Consider the following 18,796-nt stretch of genomic DNA (forward strand, 5'->3'; position numbering starts at 1 on the left):
CGATGTCCGGTACACCCCGCCCCTGCGAGCCCGACGCCGTGCGCGAGCGCTATGCGCGCCGTGCGGTGCAGGACTGGCGCTACCACCCGCTCAACCCGGCCGCGCTCGCGGCGTGGCAGGAGCGCCAGCGGGCCTGCGCGGCGCTCTTTCGCACGCTCGGCTGGCTCGACCTCGCCGAGCGCCGCCTGCTCGAGGTGGGCTGCGGCTCGGGGGCCAACCTGCTCGAGTGCCTGCGGATGGGCTTTCGTGCCGAGCATCTGTCGGGCATCGAGCTGCTCGAGGATCGGCTCGCGCAGGCGCGCGCACGGCTGCCCGGCGCGGTGCAACTCCTGGCGGGCGATGCCCTCGCGTGGGGGCCCAAGCTCGCGCCCGGGCAGTACGACGTCGTGATGCAGGCGACGGTCTTTTCCTCTCTGCTGGACGAGGCGTTCCAGGCGCGACTGGCCGAGACGATGTGGCGTTGGGTGAAACCGGGCGGCGGCGTGCTGTGGTACGACTTCACGGTGGACAATCCCCGCAACCCCGACGTGCGCGGCGTGCCGGTCGAGCGCGTGCGGGCGCTCTTTCCCGAAGGGCGGCTGCGCGTGCGGCGCCTCACGCTCGCGCCGCCCCTGGCCCGCGCGGCCGTGCGGGTGCACCCGGCGCTGTATGCCTGCTTCAATGCCTTGCCGTGGTTGCGCACCCACGTGCTGGCCTGGATCGAGAAACCCCAGTCGTGATGACCCAAGCATTCCTTCCTTTCGCGCTGCCCGAGATCGGTGACGAGGAGATCGCCGAGGTGGTGGACACCCTGCGCTGCGGCTGGGTGACCACGGGCCCCAAGGCCAAGCGCTTCGAGCAGGCCTTTGCCGACTTCCTCGGCGAGCCGACGCTGCACGCGGTCGCGGTCAACTCGGCCACGGCCGGCCTGCACCTGGCGCTCGAGGCGCTGGGCATCGGGCCGGGCGACGAGGTGATCACCACCACGCACACCTTCACAGCCACGGCCGAGGTGGTGCGCTACCTCGGCGCCGACGTCGTACTCGCGGACATCGACCCCACCACGCTCAACATCGACCCCGCGGCGGTGGAGCGCGCCATCACCCCTCGCACCAAGGCCCTCATCCCGGTGCACTATGCGGGCCTGGCGGCCGACATGCCGGCGCTGATCGCCCTGGCCCGGCGCCACGGGCTCAAGGTGGTGGAGGATGCCGCGCACGCGCTGCCGACCACCTGCGGCGGGCGCCTCGTCGGCACGCTCGAGTCGGACGCCACGGTATTCAGCTTCTATGCCAACAAGACGATCACCACGGGCGAGGGCGGCATGCTCGTCACGCGCGATGCCGCGTTGGCGCGGCGCGCGCAGGTGATGCGGCTGCACGGCATGAACCGCGATGCGTTCGACCGCTTCACCGCCAAGGTGCCCAGCTGGTACTACGAGATCGTGGCGCCCGGCTTCAAGTACAACCTCACCGACATCGCGGCCGCGCTCGGGCTGCAACAGCTCAAGAAGGCGCACGCCTTCCAGCAGCGGCGCGCGGCGCTGGCGGCCCGCTACGACGAGCGGCTGCAAGGCCTGCCGCTCGTGCGGCCCCCGCGGCCGGCCCCCGGCGACACCCATGCCTGGCATCTGTACGTCGTGCGCCTCACCGACGAGGCGAAGCTCGGGCGCGACGAACTGATCGAGCGGCTCTTCGCGGCCGGCATCGGCTGCAGCGTGCACTACATCCCGCTGCACCTGCACCCGTACTGGCGCGACCGCTACGGGCTCGTGCCCGAGCAGTTCCCGCACAGCCAGCACGCCTACGAACGCATGGTGAGCCTGCCGCTCTATACCCGCATGAGCGAGGCCGACGTGGACCGCGTGGCCCGCGCGTTGGCCGAGGCTCTGACTTGAGGCTCCCATGGCCAAGCGCGCCTTCGATCTCGTCGTCGCCTCGCTGGCCTTGATGCTGCTGGCGCCGCTCTTCGCGCTGATCGCGCTGGCGATCAAGCTCGATTCGCCCGGCCCGGTGTTCTTCCGGCAGGAACGGGTGGGCCGGCACGGCGTGCCCTTTCGCATCCACAAGTTCCGCACGATGGTGGCCGATGCGCCGGCACGGGGCCCGCAGATCACCGTGGGCCGCGACCCCCGCGTCACGCGCGTCGGCGCCTTCTTGCGCGACACCAAGCTCGACGAGCTCGCCCAGCTCATCGACGTGCTGCAGGGGACGATGAGCCTGGTCGGCCCGCGCCCGGAGGTGCCGCAGTACGTCGCCCGCTACACGCCCGAGCAGCGGGCCAAGATCCTCTCGGTGCGGCCGGGCATCACCGACCCGGCCTCGTTGGAGTACCGCCGCGAGAGCGAGCTGCTGGCCCGTGCGGCGGACCCGGAGCGCGCCTATGTCGAGCAGATCATGCCGGCCAAGCTGCGGCAGGCCGAGCGCTACGTCGACGAGGCGACGCTGTGGACCGACCTGCGCGTGCTGGCCCGCACGCTGCGTATCCTGCTCTTTCGAGCCTGACCCCGTGGCGCCGACCCGATGATCTGGCAGACGATCGACTCGTTCCTCGCGCGGCTGCGTCCGCACCGGCCGTGGATCTCGATGACGGTGGATGCGGCGGTGATCGTCGTCACCTGGAACATCACCTACCTGTTCCGCCTGGGCTTCGACCGCTGGTGGAGTGCCCGGCCGTGGTACGACCCGCTGGTGATGGCCGGTCTCGTGGCCTTGTATCTGGCGGTGCTGTGGGCCCTGGGTGTGCACCGCAGTCTGTGGCGCTTCTCGGGCTTCGGCGAGGTGCGCAAGCTCACCTGGGCGTGCGCGATCGCCGGGCTCGTGGGCGCCGTGGTCGTGCTGATGGCGCAGCTGGTCAAAGTGCCTCGCGCGGTGCTGGCGCTGCATCCCGTCATCACGCTGATGGGGCTCACCTCGGTGCGCATCGCCTACCGCATGTTCCACGAGCATCTGCGCGAACGCGTCCGCGGCAGCGGCCTCGAGCCTCGCCGCGCGATCGTGCTGGGCGCCGGCGAGGCCGCGCGGCTGCTGTTGGCCGGCATCCAGCACCAGGGCTATGTGGTGGTGGGGCTGCTCGACGACGACCCGGCCAAGCAGCACGCCCGCATCGGCGCCGTGTCCGTGCTCGGCCCGCTGGCCGAGCTGCCGCGCCACGTGCAGGCGCTGGGCGTCACGCACGTCATCGTCGCGATGCCGTCGCTGGCACTGCGCGACCGGCGCCGCATCATCGAGATGGCCGCCACCACCGGCCTGCCCGTGCTGACCGTGCCCTCCGCGCAGGAGTTGCTGGAGGGCTCGCAGGTCAGCCGGGTGCGCGAGATCGAGCCCGAGGACCTGCTCGGCCGTGAGCCGGTGCAGCTGGACGAGGTGGGCATCAGCGAGTGTCTGAGCGGCCGCACGGTGCTCGTCACCGGCGCCGGGGGCAGCATCGGCTCGGAGCTGTGCCGTCAGGTGGCGCGCTACGGCCCGGCGCGTCTGGTGCTGTACGAGCAGAGCGAGTTCGCGCTCTACAGCGTCGAGCAGCAACTGTCCGAGCAGTTCCCGCACCTGCCCCTCGTGCGGCTGATCGGGGATGTGAAGAACCTCGACCACCTGCGGCGCACCTTTGCCGCGTGGCGGCCGCAGGTGGTGTTCCACGCGGCAGCGTACAAGCACGTGCCGCTGATGGAGGAGCACAACGCCTGGGCGGCCCTGCAGAACAACACGCTGGGCACCTACCGTGCCGCGCTGGCGGCCGCGGAGGCCGGCGTGGAGCGCTTCGTGCTCATCTCCACCGACAAGGCGGTGAATCCGACCAACGTGATGGGTGCGACCAAGCGTGCCGCCGAGATGGTGATCGCGCACCTGGCCACGCAGGGCTACCGCACGCGCTTCATGGCGGTGCGCTTCGGCAACGTCTTGGGTTCCAGCGGCAGCGTGATCCCGAAGTTCAAGGAGCAGATCGCGCGCGGCGGCCCGGTGACGGTCACCCATCCGGAGATCACCCGCTACTTCATGACCATCCCCGAGGCCGCGCGGCTCGTGATCCAGGCGGCGGCGATGGGCGAGAGCGGGCAGGTCTTCGTGCTGGACATGGGCGAGCCGGTGCGCATCGCCGACCTGGCGCGCGATCTGATCCGGCTGGCCGGCCACACGCTGGACGAGATTCCGATCGTCTACACCGGCCTGCGGCCGGGCGAGAAGCTGTACGAGGAGCTGCTGGCCGATGCCGACGCGACGGTGCCGACGCCCATCGCCCGGCTGCGCATCGCGCGGCTCCATGCCGCCGAGGGGGCCGAGGCCGCCCGCCGGCTGCTGGAGGCTGTGGCGGCCGATCCCTTGCCCGACGACGCGCGGGTGCGCGCCTGGCTGCGCGCGGCCGTGCCGGAGTACCGTCCGGCGGTCGAGTGAGGGGCGGGCAAGCCGCCATCGCCCGGGCCTGCCGAGCAAAGCCTGCCCGGCCGGCAGGGGCTGCGCACGGGGCGCCGGCGCCTTGTCAGGCGGGCGAGGGATAATCCCCGGCTTATGACCGAACCTACCGTGGCCGCCGAAGCGGGCGGCCTGTTCTCCTCCCTGCCGCTGGCGGAGTCGCTGCGGCGCGCCGTCGCCGACCAGGGCTACGCCACCATGACGCCGATCCAGGCCAAGGCGATCCCTGTGGTGCTCTCGGGGCGCGACGTGATGGGCGCCGCGCAGACCGGCACGGGCAAGACGGCGGCCTTCTCGCTGCCGCTGCTGCAAAAGCTGCTCAAGCACGAGAACACCAGCGCCTCGCCCGCGCGCCATCCGGTGCGCGCGCTGGTGCTGGCGCCCACGCGCGAGCTGGCCGACCAGGTGGCCGTCAACGTGAAGGCCTACGCCAAGTACACGCAGTTGCGCGTGGCCTGCGTCTACGGCGGCGTGGACATGAACCCGCAGACGCAGGAGCTGCGCCGTGGCGTCGAGGTGTTGATCGCCACCCCCGGGCGGTTGCTGGACCACATCCAAGCCAAGAACTGCAACCTGGGCCAGGTCGAGTACGTGGTGCTGGACGAGGCCGACCGGATGCTGGACATCGGCTTCCTGCCGGACCTGCAGCGCATCCTGAGCTACCTGCCCAAGCAGCGGCAGACGCTGCTGTTCTCGGCCACCTTCTCGCCCGAGATCAAGAAGCTCGCGCAGAGTTACCTGCAGGACCCGGTGCTGGTGGAAGTGGCCCGGCCCAACGCGACGGCGGCCACCATCGAGCAGCGCTTCTTCGCCGTCGAGGACGACGACAAGCGGCGCGCCGTGCGGCACCTGCTGCGCGAGCGCGGCCTCTCGCAGGCCATCGTGTTCGTCAACTCCAAGCTGGGGGCGGCGCGGCTGGCACGCTCGCTGGAGCGTGAAGGTCTCAAGACCGCGGCGTTGCACGGCGACAAGTCGCAAGACGAGCGCCTGAAGGCGCTGGAGGCCTTCAAGCGCAACGAGGTGCAGTTGCTGGTGGCCACCGACGTGGCCGCGCGCGGGCTGGACATCGCGGACCTGCCGGCGGTGTTCAACTTCGACATCCCGTTCAACGCCGAAGACTACGTGCATCGCATCGGCCGCACCGGCCGCGCGGGCGCTTCGGGCCTGGCGATGTCGTTCGTCAGCCGCAGCGATCAGCGCCTGGTGGCCGAGATCGAAAAGCTCATCAAGAAGAAGATCGAGGTCGAGCCGCTGGAGCTGGAAGAAGACGAGCGCCCCCGGCGCCCGCTGCGCCGCGACGACGACGAGGAGCGCCCGGCACGGGCAGCCGCGAGCCGCGGCCCACGCTCCCAGCCGGCGGTCCCGCGCGATCCCCTGTTCGACCAGCCCTACGAGGAAAAGCCGGGCGCCGCGCCCACTTGGGAGAAGCAGCCCAAGCCCGAGCCCTCGTTGCGGCCGCTGTCGCCCTACATCAAGCCCAAACGCAAGGTGGCGGCCCTGCTGGGCGGCGGCAAGAAGGCGGCGGGCTGAGGCCCGGCGCCCGGCCGCCCGAAGCCAGGCCGACACCCCCGCGGGGGGTGGGGCGCAAGCCCCGGGGGCAAAGACATAAGGCCCGGCGCCCGGCCGCCCGAAGCCGGGCCGCAACCCCCGTGGGGGGTGGGGCGCAAGCCCCGGGGGCAAAGACATAAGGCCCGGCGCCCGGCCGCCCGAAGCCGGGCCGCAACCCCCGTGGGGGGTGGGGCGCAAGCCCCGGGGGCAAAGACATAAGGCCCGGCGCCCGGCCGCCCGAAGCCGGGCCGCAACCCCCGCGGGGGGTGGGGCGCAAGCCCCGGGGGCAAAGACATAAGGCCCGGCGGCCGGCCGCCCGAAGCCGGGCCGGCACCCCCGTGGGGGGGCGGGGCGCAAGCCCCGGGGGCAAAGATATGAGACCGTGCCGGAGCGGCACCGCGGGTGGCCGTTCGACGGGGCCCGTGGTGGGACAATTCCGTCCATGAGCACCGCGACGACCCTCACTCTCACCCGCCCCGACGACTGGCACCTGCACGTGCGCGATGGCGCTGCGATGCGCGACGTCGTGCCGGCCAGTGCCCGTCAGTTCGCACGGGCGATCATCATGCCCAACCTGCGCCCGCCGGTGACCACCGCCGCGCAGGCCCGCGCGTACCGCGAGCGCCTCCTCGAGGCGGTGCCGGAGGGGGTGCGGTTCGAGCCGCTGATGACGCTCTACCTCACCGACAACCTTGCGCCCGAGGAGATCGCGCGCGCCCGCGAGGTGGGCGTGGTGGCCGTCAAGCTCTACCCGGCCGGTGCGACGACCAACAGCGACGCGGGCGTCACCGACATCCGCAAGACCTATCGCACGCTGGAGGCGATGCAGCGCGAGGGGCTGGTGCTGCTGGTGCATGGCGAGGTGACCGACCCGACGGTGGACCTGTTCGACCGCGAGAAGGTGTTCATCGACCAGAAGCTGATCCCCCTGCGCCGCGACTTCCCCGAGCTCAAGGTGGTGCTGGAGCACGCCACGACGCGCGAGGCGGTGCAGTACGTGCGCGAGGCCGAAGGGCCCATCGCCGCGACCTTGACCGCGCACCACCTGCTCTACAACCGCAACGCCATCTTCCTCGGGGGCATCCGGCCGCACTACTACTGCCTGCCCGTGCTCAAGCGCGAGGAGCACCGGCTGGCGCTCGTCGAGGCCGCCACCAGCGGACACCCGCGGTTCTTCCTGGGCACCGACAGCGCGCCGCACCCGGCGCACCTCAAGGAGCACGCCACCGGCTGTGCCGGCTGCTACACCGCCCATGCCGCGTTGGAGCTGTATGCCGAGGCGTTCGAGGCGGCCGGTGCGCTGGACAAGCTCGAGGCGTTCGCCAGCTTCCACGGCCCGGACTTCTACGGGCTGCCGCGCAACACCGAGCGCGTGACGCTGGAGCGCCGTGCCTGGACGGTGCCCGAGACGGTGCCCTTCGGCGGCGCGACGCTCAAGCCCCTGCGCGGCGGCGAGCAACTGGCGTGGCGCTTCGTGGGATGACGCGCGGTGCCGGCATGGCCCCCGTCGGGCTGCAGCCGGCACGTGACGCGGGGCGCGCGCCCGGGGTGCCGCGAGCGCCGGCCCGCTGGCCCGAGATCGACTGGTCGCGCCCCTGGTTCGCGCCGTACCGCGAGCTGGGCGCCGCGCTGTACGAGCGCGTGCGCGCCGGGCTGCCGGTGGCCGAGGCGCTCGATGCCGGGCGAGCGGGCGCGGGCGTGGAGCTGCGGGCCGGCGCCTTGCGTTTCGTGCCCCAGGAGGCACTGCCGCCGGGGGTGGCCTACGAGGCGCACATCGCCGCCACGGCGTGCGTGCCGACGCGCGACAACCTCCACGACTTCTTCAACGGCCTGGTGTGGTGGACCTTCCCGGCATGGAAGAGAAGGCTGAACGAGCTGCAAGCCGAGCAGATCGCGGCTCTGGGCATCGGCGCACGCCGCGGCCCGGTGCGTGATGCGCTGACGCTCTTCGACGAGAACGGCGCGCTGCTCGCCGCCGCGCCCGACTTGGTGGAAGACCTGCGCGAGCGCCGCTGGCAGCGCTTGTTCGTCGAGCAGCGCGGCCGCTGGCAGGCCGAGGCTCGGCTGGTGGTGTTCGGTCACGCGCTGCTGGAAAAGCTCGTCGCGCCCTGGAAGTCGGTGACGGCCCACGTCTGGGTGGAACAGGCGGGAGCGGAGCAGGCGGGGGCCGACGGCCCGCAGCGGCTGTCGGCGGCGCGGCTGGCGGGCAAGCCGTTCCTGCCCTTGCCGGTGCTGGGCGTGCCGGGCTGGTGGCCGGCCAACGAGGACGCGCGCTTTTACGACGACCCGCAGGTCTTTCGTCCGCGGCCCTGCACGCCGGCGCCGGTGGCGGGATAATGCCTGCGATGAAGTGAGCCAGACCGCCGCTGGCGCAAGGGCCGAAAGGCCGCGCTGGAGGAAGGTCCGGACTGCACAGGGCAGCGTAGCAGGTAACACCTGTCCGCCGTGAGGCGAGGATCAGAGCAACAGAGACGAGTCGGGTTGGGGTGCTCCACCCGGGTGCTCAGCGAGGGCCGGCGAGAGCCGGCGCCCCTGCGCCAGCAGGGGCTCGCGCGACAGCGCGAACCGAGCTGCACCCGGATTGGGGCATCGAGCCCCTATCCGGGTGAAACGGGCAATCTCTACGCGCAGCAATACCAAGTAGGCCGGCGATGATGTGGCCCGCGGAGCCGGCGGGTAGGTAGCACCGAGCCGTGCGAGCGATCCACGGCCCAGAGGAATGGCGGTCACGGCGGGGCGACCCGCCGCACAGAATCCGGCCTATCGGCTCGCTTCATCCTGTCTTACCGGGCGCCACCGCGTGGCGTCGACAACAACAAGAAGCGAGCCCGATGAATCCCGACGCCGACAAGCTGTGGACGGCCCCGCGCTGGGCCCTGGCGGTGCTGCTCGCCGCGCTGGGCATGCTCGGGCCGTTCTCGATCGACACCTACATCCCGGCGTTCGCCGGCATCGCGCAGTCGCTGGACGCCACGCCGGTCCAGATGCAGCAGACGCTGTCGGCCTACCTGTTCGGCTTCGCGTTCATGAACCTCTTCCACGGAGCGCTGGCCGACAGTTTCGGCCGGCGTCCGGTCGTGCTCACCGGCGTGGCCGTGTTCACGCTCGCCTCCGTCGGTTGCGCGCTGTCGCAGAGCATCGGGGCGCTGGTGTTCTTCCGCGCGCTGCAGGGCCTGTCGACCGGGGCCGGCATCGTGGTCTCGCGCGCCGTGATCCGCGACATGTTCCCGCCGGCCGACGCGCAGCGGGTGATGTCGCAGGTCACGATCTACTTCGGGGTGGCACCGGCCGTCGCGCCCATCGTGGGCGGATACCTCTTCGTGCATGCGGACTGGCATGCGATCTTCTGGTTCCTCGCAGGCGTGGGCGTGGTGCTGTGGGTGGCCAACTGGCGGTTGCTGCCGGAATCGCTGCATCCCACGCAGCGCCAGCCGTTTCGCGCCCGCAACCTGCTGCGCGGCTACTGGCAGATCGGCTCGGACCCTCGCTTCTTCCTGCTGGCGCTCGCCAGCGGGGTGCCCTTCAACGGCATGTTCCTCTACGTGCTGTCGGCACCGGCCTTCCTGGGCGAACACCTGCAACTCAGGCCCACGCAATTCTTCTGGTTCTTCGTGCTGACGATCGGCGGCATCATGGGCGGCGCCTGGGCCAGCGGCCGGCTCGCGGGCAAGATCGCGCCGCGCCGCCAGATCCGCCATGGGTTCGTCATCATGCTCGCCGTCTCGCTGGTCAACGTGGCGGCCAACGCGCTGTTCGCCGCGCATGCCGCCTGGGCGCTGGTCCCGATCGCGGTGTTCGCGTTCGGCTGGGCGCTGATGGTGCCAGTGGTCACGTTGATGGTGCTGGACCTCTTTCCCGAGCGGCGGGGGTTGGCCTCGTCGTTGCAGGCGGTGGTGGGCTCGGTGGCCAACGGCGTGGTCGCCGGTGTGATCGCGCCTCTCGTGATGCATTCGACGGTCACGCTCTCCATTGCATCGCTGCTCATGATGAGCGTGGGACTGGTCGCGTGGATGGTGTTGCGCCGGCGCTGGCCGGAAGCGGTCGGGGCGTCGCCGCGCCGCCTCGCGTGAGCGCGCCCCGGCGCTCGCGTCAGGCAGGCTTGGCGACCATGAGCCAGAACACCGCCACCAATGCGAAGAAGGCGGGAAAGCCGAGCATCGTCCAGTAGCGGAAGTAGCGGAAGTACAGCGCCGGCAGCGGCGTGCCTTCGCGCACGGCGCGCTCGGCCAACTCGCGCATGCGGATTTGCATCCACACCGCCGGCAACCAGCACGCGCCCGCGAGGAAGTACAGCGCGAAGGACCACGCGATCCACGGCGTGGAAAGCGGCAGCCCGACCAGATGCATCATGTACAGCCCGCTCAGCGGCTGGAAGACGATGGTGGTCGTCGTGAACCACCCATCGGCGCGCACGACGAGGCGCACCACGGGGGCGACCGCGCGCGGATCGCGCGTGCGGCTGGCGAAGAACATGTAGTAGGCCGAGCCCAGCCCGGTGCCGAAGAGCAGGGTGGACGACAGCACGTGCAGCCACTTGGCGACGAGGTACTCCATCGGCTCACCTTTCCGGCGCTTCGTCGAGCGCGTGCAGCAGGGCCAGGGCGGCCAGGATGGGCAGGTTCTTGAGCACCGGCCCATAGGGGTGCAGCCAGTACTCGGGCAGCCGCACCGAGATGACGGCCGTGTAGAAGAGGATCAGCGCCGCTTGCGCGAGCCACAGCCAGCGCGGGCGCCATGGCATCAAGGTGGCCAGGCCGAGGGCGAGGTCCAGGCCGGCGGCCCCGTAGAGCATCGCCGGCCGCCACGCCTGCGGCACACCCGCGCGCGCCAGCAGCTCGAAGCTCAGGGACGCGGGGTAGAGGCCGAGCGAGACGATGCCGGTCCAGATCCAGACGGCGGCGACCGAGCCGCGCAGCAGCGCGAGCCCGGTGGCCAGTTGCGCCTCACGCCGGGTCGCTGGCGCCTCCTCGGGCGCGATGAAGTCCTCCACCGGCCGCGGCGGGCGCCCCAGGAGCGCGCTCGTGGCCTGTGCAGGTGCGGTGTTGCCGCGTTGAAGCATCCGCCAGGTGTCCGGGTCGAGCAGGCTGCCGGGCCAGCGCCCGACGAGGTGAGCGGCCGCGCCCATGAGCGGGGCGGGGACGGGCACGAAGCGCGCGGGCCCGAGCCGCAGGCCTGCGCGCAGGGCGGCCAGCCACTCGCGCACGGTCACCGGACGCGGCCCGACCAGCGGGACCCGGCCGGTCACGCGAGGGTCCTCCACCAGCCGCACCAGCGCCGCGATGGCGTCGTCCACGTGGATGGGCTGCACCGGCTGCCCGCCGCCGGCGGGCAGCGGCACCAGCGGCAGGCTCGCCAGCCGCGTGAAGAAGCGCGCGCTCGTGCCCCCCGGCCCGTACACGAGCGAGGGTTGCGCCACCGCGGCCGATGCGAGGGGCAGGCGCAGCAGGAAGTCGTCGGCCTCCTTCTTCGAGAGGTGATAGGCGCTGCGTGCCGCCTCGTCGGCTCCGAGCGCCGAGATCTGGACGACGCGGGCCACGCCTGCCTTCGCGCAGGCGGTGAAGAGGGCGCAGGGGCCGCGCACGTGCACGTCGGCAAAGCGGGCGGTTCGCGTCTGCCGGAACAGGCCCGCTGCGTTCACCACCGCATCGACGCCGGCGAGGTGCGGCAGCCAGGCCTCGGGGGTCTGGTCGCGCGCGAAGTCGGCCAAGACGTGGCTCACGGGCCCCTCGACGTGCACGGCCCGCCCGGGCGCATCGCGTACCGCGCACACCACGCGATGCCCCGCGGCCACCAGCGCCCGGACGAGTCGCTGTCCCAGGAAGCCACGAGCACCGGTGACGAAGACGACCACGACGAATTCCTCGATCGAAACAAGAAGGAGGGCGCAAGGAACGGCGCTTGCCCGACAGGGTGACGCGCCGCAAGGCCGAGCCCTTCCTGCAAACGACATACCGCGAGCCGAATCCATGACGCCTTCGCCGTTCCGATGGGCCGACGTGCTGCTGACGGGCAGCCTCGCCAGCCTCGCCTCCACCGCCGTCCTGGCCTGGCTCGCGCGACGTGAAGGCACCAGCCCGCTCGCCCCGGTCAACGCCCCGAGTCACTGGGTGCACGACGAGCCGGCGCTCGCTCAGGACGGCGCCAGCGTGCGCTACACCGTGACGGGGGCCGCGATCCACCATGCGTGCTCGGTGTTCTGGGCCGCCGTGTTCGAACGCTGGGCCCCCAGCCGCGCGAGCGGCCGCGCGTCCCTCGGCGCGGTGGTGCGCGACGCGCTTGCGCTGACGGCGATCGCGGCATGGGTGGACTTCCGGCTGATGCCGCGCCGCTTCACCCCGGGCTTCGAGAGGCGCCTCTCGGGGCGCTCGCTGGCCTGGGGCTACACCGCGTTCGCGGCGGGCTTGGTGGCGGGCGACCGGCTGAACCGGCACGCCCGGCGCGCTGCCCCCGGGACGCGAGCGCGCGGGGTCGTGCGACCCGAGGGAGGGCGGAATGCGGCGCGAGGTGCGGGTGTCGCCGCGGGAGGTCGAGCCCGTGAAACGACGGCCTGAGGAGCCGCGCCCCACGTTGCAGGGGCACCTGGAGCCGCTGCGCGAGGCGCACCAGCGCGGCGAGCTCATCCTGTTCGTCGGCGCGGGCGCGTCGCTCGCCCTGGGCCTGCCGCAATGGAGCGAGCTGATCGATCACATGGCCGAGGAGCTGGGGTTCGAGCCCGAGCGTTTCCGCTCCTTCGGCAGCTACCTGGCGCTGGCCGAGTACTACCGGCTCCAGCACGGCTCGCTCGGGCCCTTGCGCTCGTGGATGGACCGCGCCTGGCACCGCGAGGGCGTGCGCATCGGCGACTCGCAGGTGCACCGGCTCATCGTCGAGGGGCGCTTTCGCCTCATCTACACCACCAACTACGACCGCTGGCTCGAGAACGCCTTCGAGCACCATGGCCGCGAGTACGTGAAGATCGTGACGGTGGCCGATCTGTCGCGCATCCGGCCGGACGTCACCCAGATCGTCAAGTACCACGGCGACTTCGAGAACGACGCCTCGATCGTGCTCGACGAGAGCAGCTACTTCCGGCGGCTGGACTTCGAGTCGCCGCTGGACATCAAGCTGCGCGCCGACGTGCTCGGGCGATCGGTGCTGTTCATCGGCTACAGCCTGTCGGACATCAACATCCGCTACCTGTTCTATCGGTTGGCCCGCCTGTGGCGCCATGCGATGCCCGACGTGCCACAGCCCCGCTCGTACTTCTTCACGCCGCAGCCCAATCCCGTGCAGGAGGCGGTGCTCGCGCAATGGGGCATCCAGATGCTCTCGGGCGCCGCCGACGACCCGACGCAGGCACTCGCGCGCTTCCTGCGGCTGGTGATCGAGCCGCAGGCGGACGAGCGCGCCGGCTGACGCTGCCTGGGGGACCCGATCGCCGACCGTGCGCCTCCTTGTGACGAGTTGTTGCGAGTTCATCCTCAAGCCTCGTCGCCGTGTGACGATGCTGACTCAGCACGTACACGATGGTCGGAGAGGAGCAAGGCATGGGGTTGGGCGGGCTCAAGCGACACGGGGGAGGGCTGCGCGGGCGGACCGGCGTCGCCCTGGCGGCGCTCGTGGCAGGGGCGCTGGCGGGCTGTGGAGGCGGCGCAAGCCAGCCGCCGGGGGCCGACGGGGGGCGGGAAGGGGCGGCGACGGTGGCGTCGGCGTCCCTCGTTCCGCCGCAGACCTTCGGAACGCCCGTGCCCGAGGGGTGGCGGCAGGCCGCCTTCACGGCGCTGGCCGAGGAGGTGCCCAATCCCGAGCGGGGGTTCTACCGCTGGGCCTGGACCCCGCTCGACCGACTCTCGCGGGACGACGCGGCCGACGCCTACGCCAGCGGCTACCGGCTGCTCTACGGCCTGGTGCGGCTCGACGCCTATCGCAACAAGCCCCTGCCGCAGACGCTGCTCGATCGGCTGCGAACGGGCCTGGCAGCGGCGCGTGCCGGGGGCGTGAAGATCGTGCCGCGCTTCGTCTACAACTACCCCGACAGCGAAACGGCCTACCGCCGCGCGCAGGACGCACCGCTGGAGCGGGTGCTGCAGCACATTGCACAGCTCGAGCCCGTCTTGCGCGAGAACGCCGACGTCATCGCCTACTTCCAGGCCGGCTTCGTCGGGGCGTGGGGCGAGTGGCACACTTCCTCGAACAAGCTCACCGAAGAGCCGGCCCGCACGCGCATCCGGGATGCACTGCTCGCCGCGCTGCCGGCCGACATCGCGGTCCAGATGCGCTACCCGGGCCACCTCATCGGCTGGCATCCGCAGCCGCCCACCGAGGCGCAAGCCTTCGACGGCAGTGCGGTTTCGCGCCTGGGCGCGCACAACGACTGCTTCCTTGCCAGCGACACCGACGTGGGCACCTACAGCGAGGACCCGGTGCAGCGCGAACGCGAGCGCGACTACATTGCCGCTGTCGCGAGCATCGCGCCCTTCGGCGGTGAGACGTGCAACGCGCTGGACGATCCGAACGCCCGGCCGCGCAACCACTGCACCGACATCCTGGCCGAGGGGCGGCGCTTCTCGCTCACCTACCTCAACGACCAGTACTACACGGAGGGGTTCCACGACGTGTGGCGGGCCGAGGGCTGCCATGCCGAGGTGCAGCGCTCGATGGGCTACCGGTTCGAGCTCATCGAATGGGCCCATGCGCCGGAGGTGGCGAGCGGTTCCATGCTTGCCGCGCGGCTCGCGCTGCGAAACACGGGCTGGGCCCGCCTGTACAAGGCCCGCCCGGTGCAGCTCGTGTGGCGGCAGGTGGGCGGCGCGACGGTGCACCGTGCTCCGGTGGCCGGCGTCGATGCGAGACGGTGGCTGCCGGGCCTCACCGCAGCCCTCGAGTTCGAGGTTCAGGCGCCCTCGGCGCCGGGGACGTACGAGCTGCTGTTGGCGCTGCCCGACGGCGCCCCCCGGCTGGCGGGCGATCCCCGCTACGCGCTGCGCGTCGCCAACGCCGACGACCCGGCCTCGAGCCAGGGCTGGGATGCGGCGCTGGGCGCCTTCCGGCTCGGCACGACCGTCACCGTGCGCTGAGTCCGCGGTGCCGGCTCTCGAAGGCTGCACGGGCCCCTTGCATCTTCGCCCCCGGGGAGTGCGCCCCACCCCTGCGGGGTCACGGGCCCGGGCGCGAGGCTCACGGCGCAACCAGGTCGACCCGTTCGACGTACTCCGGCAAGAAGCTGCGCTGCCGGCCGTCCGGAAAGGCGATGCGCACGCTGTCGGCGGTGACCTCGATCACCTGGCCCAGGCCGTGGCGCGGCACCCGTACCGCCTCCCCGCAAGCGAACCTCGAACGGCCGTCCCCGGCGGACGAGGGTTCGTCGGCCGGGGTCTCGTCGCGCGTCGGTGAGGCGGGCACTCCGGGGGCCGCCTCTGCGTGGCCGGCCGTCTCCCGGGCGCCTGCCGTGGCGGCGCGGTGGCGCAGGCAGTTGTCGCAATGTTCGCAGCGGTCGAACTCCGCCGCTTCCTCGAAGTGCTCCAGCAGCACCTTCCAGCGGCAGTAGCCCGTGCGGGCATAGAAGACCATCGCCTCCAGCAGCTCGCGGTCGTGTTCGCTCTTGTCGCGATAGGCGGCCACCAGCGCCTCCAGGCTCGTCGCCTTCGAGCGCGGGCCGGGGCGGCCCGCCCGAGGCCCGGCGCCCGGCCGCCCGAAGCCGGGCCCGGCGATGTCGGGCGGGCGGACGGGGCCGGCCAGCCTGACGCGCCGCTGCCGGTTCTGCACCACCCAGCCGGCTTCGCGCAGCAGCTTGAGGGCCACCTGGACCTTGTTGCGCGGCACGCCGCACGTCTCCTGCAGCTGCGCCAGGCTGCATTCGCCCAAGTGCTCCAGTGCCCGCAGCACCTGCCTCACGTCCTCCTCGCCGGGGTAGCGGCCGGCCATCAGGAAACGCTGCACCGCGCGGTCGCGCTCGTCGAAGAGCAGGATGCACGAGGCGGGCTGGCCGTCGCGCCCGGCGCGCCCGGCCTCCTGGTAGTAGGCATCCAGGCTCCCGGGCATCTGGCCGTGGATCACGAAGCGCGTGTCGGCCTTGTCGATGCCCAAGCCGAAGGCGTTGGTGGCGACCATCACCCGGGCGCGGCCCGTCATGAAGGCGTCCTGCGCCTCGTGGCGCTGGGCGGCGCCGAGGCGGCCGTGATAGAGCGCGGCCTCCACGCCCGCGCCGCACAGCCTCGCGTGCACCTCCCCGGCCATCTTGACGGTGGCCACATACACGATGCCCGCACCTGGCAGCTCTCGCACGATGGCCTCCAAGCGCTCGAGCCGCGCGTTCTCGTTGGTGAACCGCTCCACCGAAAAGTAGAGGTTGGGGCGGTAGGTGCTGGCCGCGAGCACCTGCATGCCCGGCACCCGAAGCTGTGCGAGCACGTCGTCGATCACGGTGCTCGTCGCCGTGGCGGTGAGCGCAAGCAGCCGTGGCCCGCCCAGCCGCTGCCACACCGGTCCGATCTCGAGGAATGCGGGGCGGAAGTCGTGCCCCCATTGCGACAGGCAGTGCACCTCGTCGATGACGAGCAGCGCCACCGGGTGCGCGCTCACCAGTTCCAGGAACTGCGGCTCGGCCAGTCGCTCGGGCGTCGTGAACACGATGCGGGCCGAGCCGTCGGCCACCGCCGCCTCGGCCTCGCGGGCTTCCTGCGCCGACAGCGCGCTGTGCAACGGCACCGCCCGCACGCCCCGCTCGACCAGCTTGTCGCATTGGTCCTTCATGAGCGCGATGAGCGGCGACACGACGACCGTGCGGCCTTCGAGCAGCAAGGCCGGCAACTGGTAGCACAGCGACTTGCCCGCGCCGGTGGGCATCACCGCCAGGGTGGGCTCGCCGCGCATGACGTGCTCGATCACCACCGCCTGCGCATCGCGCAGGCGAGGCAGCCCGAACGTCTCGCGCAGCAAGCGCTTCAAGGCGCGCCGCCAGCGGGGCCGGCCCGCAGGCGCACGGCGGGCGGCGGGTGTCGACGAAGCGGGGGGCAGGGCGGTCACGCCTTGCCGGGCAGCAATCGGCGCTCCAGGGCGGCCGCGGCGCCCGCTGCGCCGCACCGGGCGGCGCTCAGCGGCTCCTCACTTCGAGGCGTCGCCCGCGCGCGCCCGGGCGGCGCGGCTCATCCCACCTGCACCGTGATGCGCCGCGGCTGCGCGTGGGCCTGCTTCGGAATGCGCAGGGTCAGCACGCCGTCCTTCAGGCTCGCATCGATGCGCGAGGTGTCGAGCTCGCGGCTGAGCGTGTAGGCGCGGCGGTAGCGCGGCAGGCGCACCTCGGCATACACCGGTTCCAGCCCTTCGGGCATGACCGGGGCGATGCGGCCCTCGATCTGCAACATGTCGCCCTCGACCTTCAGGTCGAGCTGGTCCTTGGGCACACCCGGCAGATCGGCCAGCAGCGTGATGGCGCCATCGTCTTCCACCACGTCCACCCGCGGCGTCAGCGCGCGGTCGTCCGAGGCGTCGTGCGGCAGGCTCTTGGTGTCGCTCATGGTGTCACCTCCTCGTTCACTGGATCGCGATGCGCTTGGGCTGCGCCGACTCGCGTCGGGCGATGCTGATGTGCAGCACGCCGTCCCGATAGGTGGCGCTCACACGATCGGGGTCGATGTCGTCGGGCAGGCTCACCGCGCGCTTGAATGCGCCGGCGGCTCGCTCGCGGGCATACACGTTCACCTTGCGGTCCTGCTCGTCGGGCAGCGTCGAGGCGCGCTCGCCGGCGATGGTCAGCACGCCGCGGTCGACCGTCACTTCCACTTTCGACGGGTCGATGCCCGGCGCGAAGGCGTACACCTCCACGCTCGAGGGCGTGGTGCCGATGTTGAGCGCGGGGTACGTCCCCGGCGCGACCGAGCGGATGCTGGTGGGCAGACCCGCCCATCCGAACAGTTCATCCAGCTCCCGGCGCAGGCGATCGAAGTCACCGAACAACCCGCCGGGGATCAGCGTCGATGCAAACATGGCAGTGTCCTCCAGTCCGTGGGTGCCCTGCGGCCCGCCGGGGCCGCGGCCACCGTGACGCAAAATTGGAGTCCGCGGCCGCCAATTCAAGAGCCCGGCCGGGGCCGGGTGGCGCCGGCCACCGCACGCGCGAGGCCCGGCCGCGTGCCGGGGCCGCTTCAGCACAGCTTCAGGAGGGCCGTGTAAGACGGCTGCGTCGCACTGCTCGTCACGAAGGCCCCGCGGCACCGCATGCCACCCCGAGCAGCCGCTCCCCTCGCATTTCCCGCCCCTCCACGCAGCTCACCTATCACTTTCACACCCCTTCGCAAGTGCTTATTTCTGTTCGTCTTTTTCTCGCTCGAAAGCTGCGAAATCGTTTGTAAGTGCTTGATTTCAAAGGAGATTTTTGGCCTCGCGCCTTGACCTGGGACAGGCGAGCCGGTAAAGTGGGAGAAAGTGCACTTTAGTGGGTCTTTGTGTCCAACTTCGTCTTCCAAGGGGCTTCGGCGTTGACGCTGGACGCGAAGGGGCGGTTGTCCGTTCCGGCGCGCCATCGCAACGTCCTGGCCGCCATGGCGAACGGACAACTCACCATCACCAAGCATCCCGAAGGCTGTCTGATGATCTTTCCCCGTCCGGCCTGGGAGAGCTTTCGCGACAAGATCGCTGCCTTGCCCATGTCGGCCAGCGGCTGGAAGCGCATCTTTCTGGGCAATGCGCTGGACGTGGAGATCGACGCCTCCTCGCGCGTGCTGATTTCGCCCGAGTTGCGCGCCGCAGCCGGCCTCACCAAAGAGGTGATGCTGCTCGGCATGGGCAGCTACTTCGAGCTGTGGGACGCCGAGCGTTATGCCGCCCACGAGGCCGAGGTCATGCAGCAAGGCATGCCCGACGTGCTCAAGGACTTCTCCTTCTGA

General features: G+C 71.5%; 17 protein-coding genes and 1 other RNA gene. 13 read left to right on the forward strand and 5 right to left on the reverse strand.

Annotated features, from left to right (window positions below):
* Positions 1-2 precede the first annotated feature (2 nt).
* The 9 genes from OMP39_RS03155 (at position 3) to OMP39_RS03195 (ending at position 10,003) form a co-directional block, all read left to right on the forward strand.
* On the forward strand, positions 3-719 hold the full coding sequence (locus OMP39_RS03155) for a class I SAM-dependent methyltransferase (protein WP_264893356.1): 717 nt from the start codon (positions 3-5) through the stop codon (positions 717-719).
* Positions 719-1,876, forward strand: coding sequence for a DegT/DnrJ/EryC1/StrS family aminotransferase (locus OMP39_RS03160; protein WP_264893357.1), 1,158 nt, complete (start codon positions 719-721; stop codon positions 1,874-1,876). Before OMP39_RS03155 ends, OMP39_RS03160 begins: the two co-directional genes overlap by 1 nt.
* A gap of 7 nt (positions 1,877-1,883) precedes the next feature.
* Positions 1,884-2,483 carry a sugar transferase gene (locus OMP39_RS03165; protein WP_264893358.1) on the forward strand — a complete coding sequence of 200 codons (600 nt, stop codon included), beginning with the start codon at positions 1,884-1,886 and terminating at the stop codon, positions 2,481-2,483.
* A gap of 18 nt (positions 2,484-2,501) precedes the next feature.
* Positions 2,502-4,367: a polysaccharide biosynthesis protein gene (locus OMP39_RS03170; protein WP_264893359.1), complete on the forward strand. Its 1,866-nt coding sequence runs from the start codon at positions 2,502-2,504 to the stop codon at positions 4,365-4,367.
* 114 nt (positions 4,368-4,481) lie between these two features.
* Positions 4,482-5,915 (forward strand): DEAD/DEAH box helicase, encoded by a 1,434-nt coding sequence (locus OMP39_RS03175; protein ID WP_264893360.1) that lies wholly within the window; start codon positions 4,482-4,484, stop codon positions 5,913-5,915.
* Between the two features lie 460 nt (positions 5,916-6,375).
* On the forward strand, positions 6,376-7,416 hold the full coding sequence (gene pyrC / locus OMP39_RS03180; RefSeq protein ID WP_264893361.1) for a dihydroorotase: 1,041 nt from the start codon (positions 6,376-6,378) through the stop codon (positions 7,414-7,416).
* A 14-nt stretch (positions 7,417-7,430) separates the two neighbouring features.
* Positions 7,431-8,270, forward strand: coding sequence for a DUF3025 domain-containing protein (locus tag OMP39_RS03185; RefSeq protein ID WP_264893362.1), 840 nt, complete (start codon positions 7,431-7,433; stop codon positions 8,268-8,270).
* Between the two features lie 10 nt (positions 8,271-8,280).
* An RNA gene (rnpB, locus tag OMP39_RS03190) (RNase P RNA component class A) lies at positions 8,281-8,712 on the forward strand.
* Between the two features lie 52 nt (positions 8,713-8,764).
* A complete protein-coding gene (locus tag OMP39_RS03195; RefSeq protein ID WP_264893363.1) occupies positions 8,765-10,003 on the forward strand; it encodes a multidrug effflux MFS transporter in 1,239 nt (412 codons plus the stop codon).
* 19 nt (positions 10,004-10,022) lie between these two features.
* On the opposite strand, the gene OMP39_RS03200 is transcribed toward OMP39_RS03195, so the two are convergent.
* Both OMP39_RS03200 and OMP39_RS03205 read right to left on the reverse strand, forming a co-directional pair.
* Entirely contained in the window at positions 10,023-10,487 is a 465-nt protein-coding gene (locus OMP39_RS03200; protein WP_264893364.1) for a DUF2269 family protein, read from the reverse strand.
* Positions 10,488-10,491: 4 nt separating this feature from the next.
* Positions 10,492-11,784 carry an SDR family oxidoreductase gene (locus OMP39_RS03205; protein ID WP_264893365.1) on the reverse strand — a complete coding sequence of 431 codons (1,293 nt, stop codon included), beginning with the start codon at positions 11,782-11,784 and terminating at the stop codon, positions 10,492-10,494.
* 115 nt (positions 11,785-11,899) lie between these two features.
* Here OMP39_RS03205 and OMP39_RS03210 point away from each other — a divergent pair, with 115 nt between their 5' ends.
* The 3 genes from OMP39_RS03210 to OMP39_RS03220 all read left to right on the forward strand — a co-directional run bounded on the left by OMP39_RS03210 (position 11,900) and on the right by OMP39_RS03220 (position 14,989).
* Positions 11,900-12,484 (forward strand): hypothetical protein, encoded by a 585-nt coding sequence (locus tag OMP39_RS03210; RefSeq protein ID WP_264893366.1) that lies wholly within the window; start codon positions 11,900-11,902, stop codon positions 12,482-12,484.
* Positions 12,468-13,328 (forward strand): SIR2 family NAD-dependent protein deacylase, encoded by an 861-nt coding sequence (locus OMP39_RS03215; protein WP_264893367.1) that lies wholly within the window; start codon positions 12,468-12,470, stop codon positions 13,326-13,328. Before OMP39_RS03210 ends, OMP39_RS03215 begins: the two co-directional genes overlap by 17 nt.
* 131 nt (positions 13,329-13,459) lie before the next feature.
* Entirely contained in the window at positions 13,460-14,989 is a 1,530-nt protein-coding gene (locus tag OMP39_RS03220; RefSeq protein ID WP_264893368.1) for a DUF4832 domain-containing protein, read from the forward strand.
* A 100-nt stretch (positions 14,990-15,089) separates the two neighbouring features.
* Here the strand turns inward: OMP39_RS03220 and OMP39_RS03225 are convergent, their stop codons facing one another.
* From OMP39_RS03225 to OMP39_RS03235, 3 genes are all read right to left on the reverse strand, one after another.
* The gene (locus tag OMP39_RS03225) at positions 15,090-16,859 is read right to left on the reverse strand and encodes a RecQ family ATP-dependent DNA helicase (protein ID WP_264893369.1); all 1,770 of its coding nucleotides are present in this window, start codon (positions 16,857-16,859) and stop codon (positions 15,090-15,092) included.
* 197 nt (positions 16,860-17,056) lie between these two features.
* Positions 17,057-17,428 carry an Hsp20/alpha crystallin family protein gene (locus OMP39_RS03230; RefSeq protein ID WP_264893370.1) on the reverse strand — a complete coding sequence of 124 codons (372 nt, stop codon included), beginning with the start codon at positions 17,426-17,428 and terminating at the stop codon, positions 17,057-17,059.
* Between the two features lie 16 nt (positions 17,429-17,444).
* Complete coding sequence (locus OMP39_RS03235; protein ID WP_264893371.1) at positions 17,445-17,897, reverse strand: Hsp20/alpha crystallin family protein; 453 nt, start codon at positions 17,895-17,897, stop codon at positions 17,445-17,447.
* A gap of 458 nt (positions 17,898-18,355) precedes the next feature.
* On the opposite strand from OMP39_RS03235, the gene mraZ reads away from it, so the two are divergent.
* Positions 18,356-18,796, forward strand: a complete 441-nt coding sequence (mraZ, locus tag OMP39_RS03240; RefSeq protein WP_264893372.1) for a division/cell wall cluster transcriptional repressor MraZ — start codon at positions 18,356-18,358, stop codon at positions 18,794-18,796.

Origin of the sequence: Schlegelella aquatica (genome assembly GCF_026013905.1) — a bacterium.
In the GTDB taxonomy this organism is placed as follows: Bacteria; Pseudomonadota; Gammaproteobacteria; order Burkholderiales; family Burkholderiaceae_C; genus Caldimonas; species Caldimonas aquatica.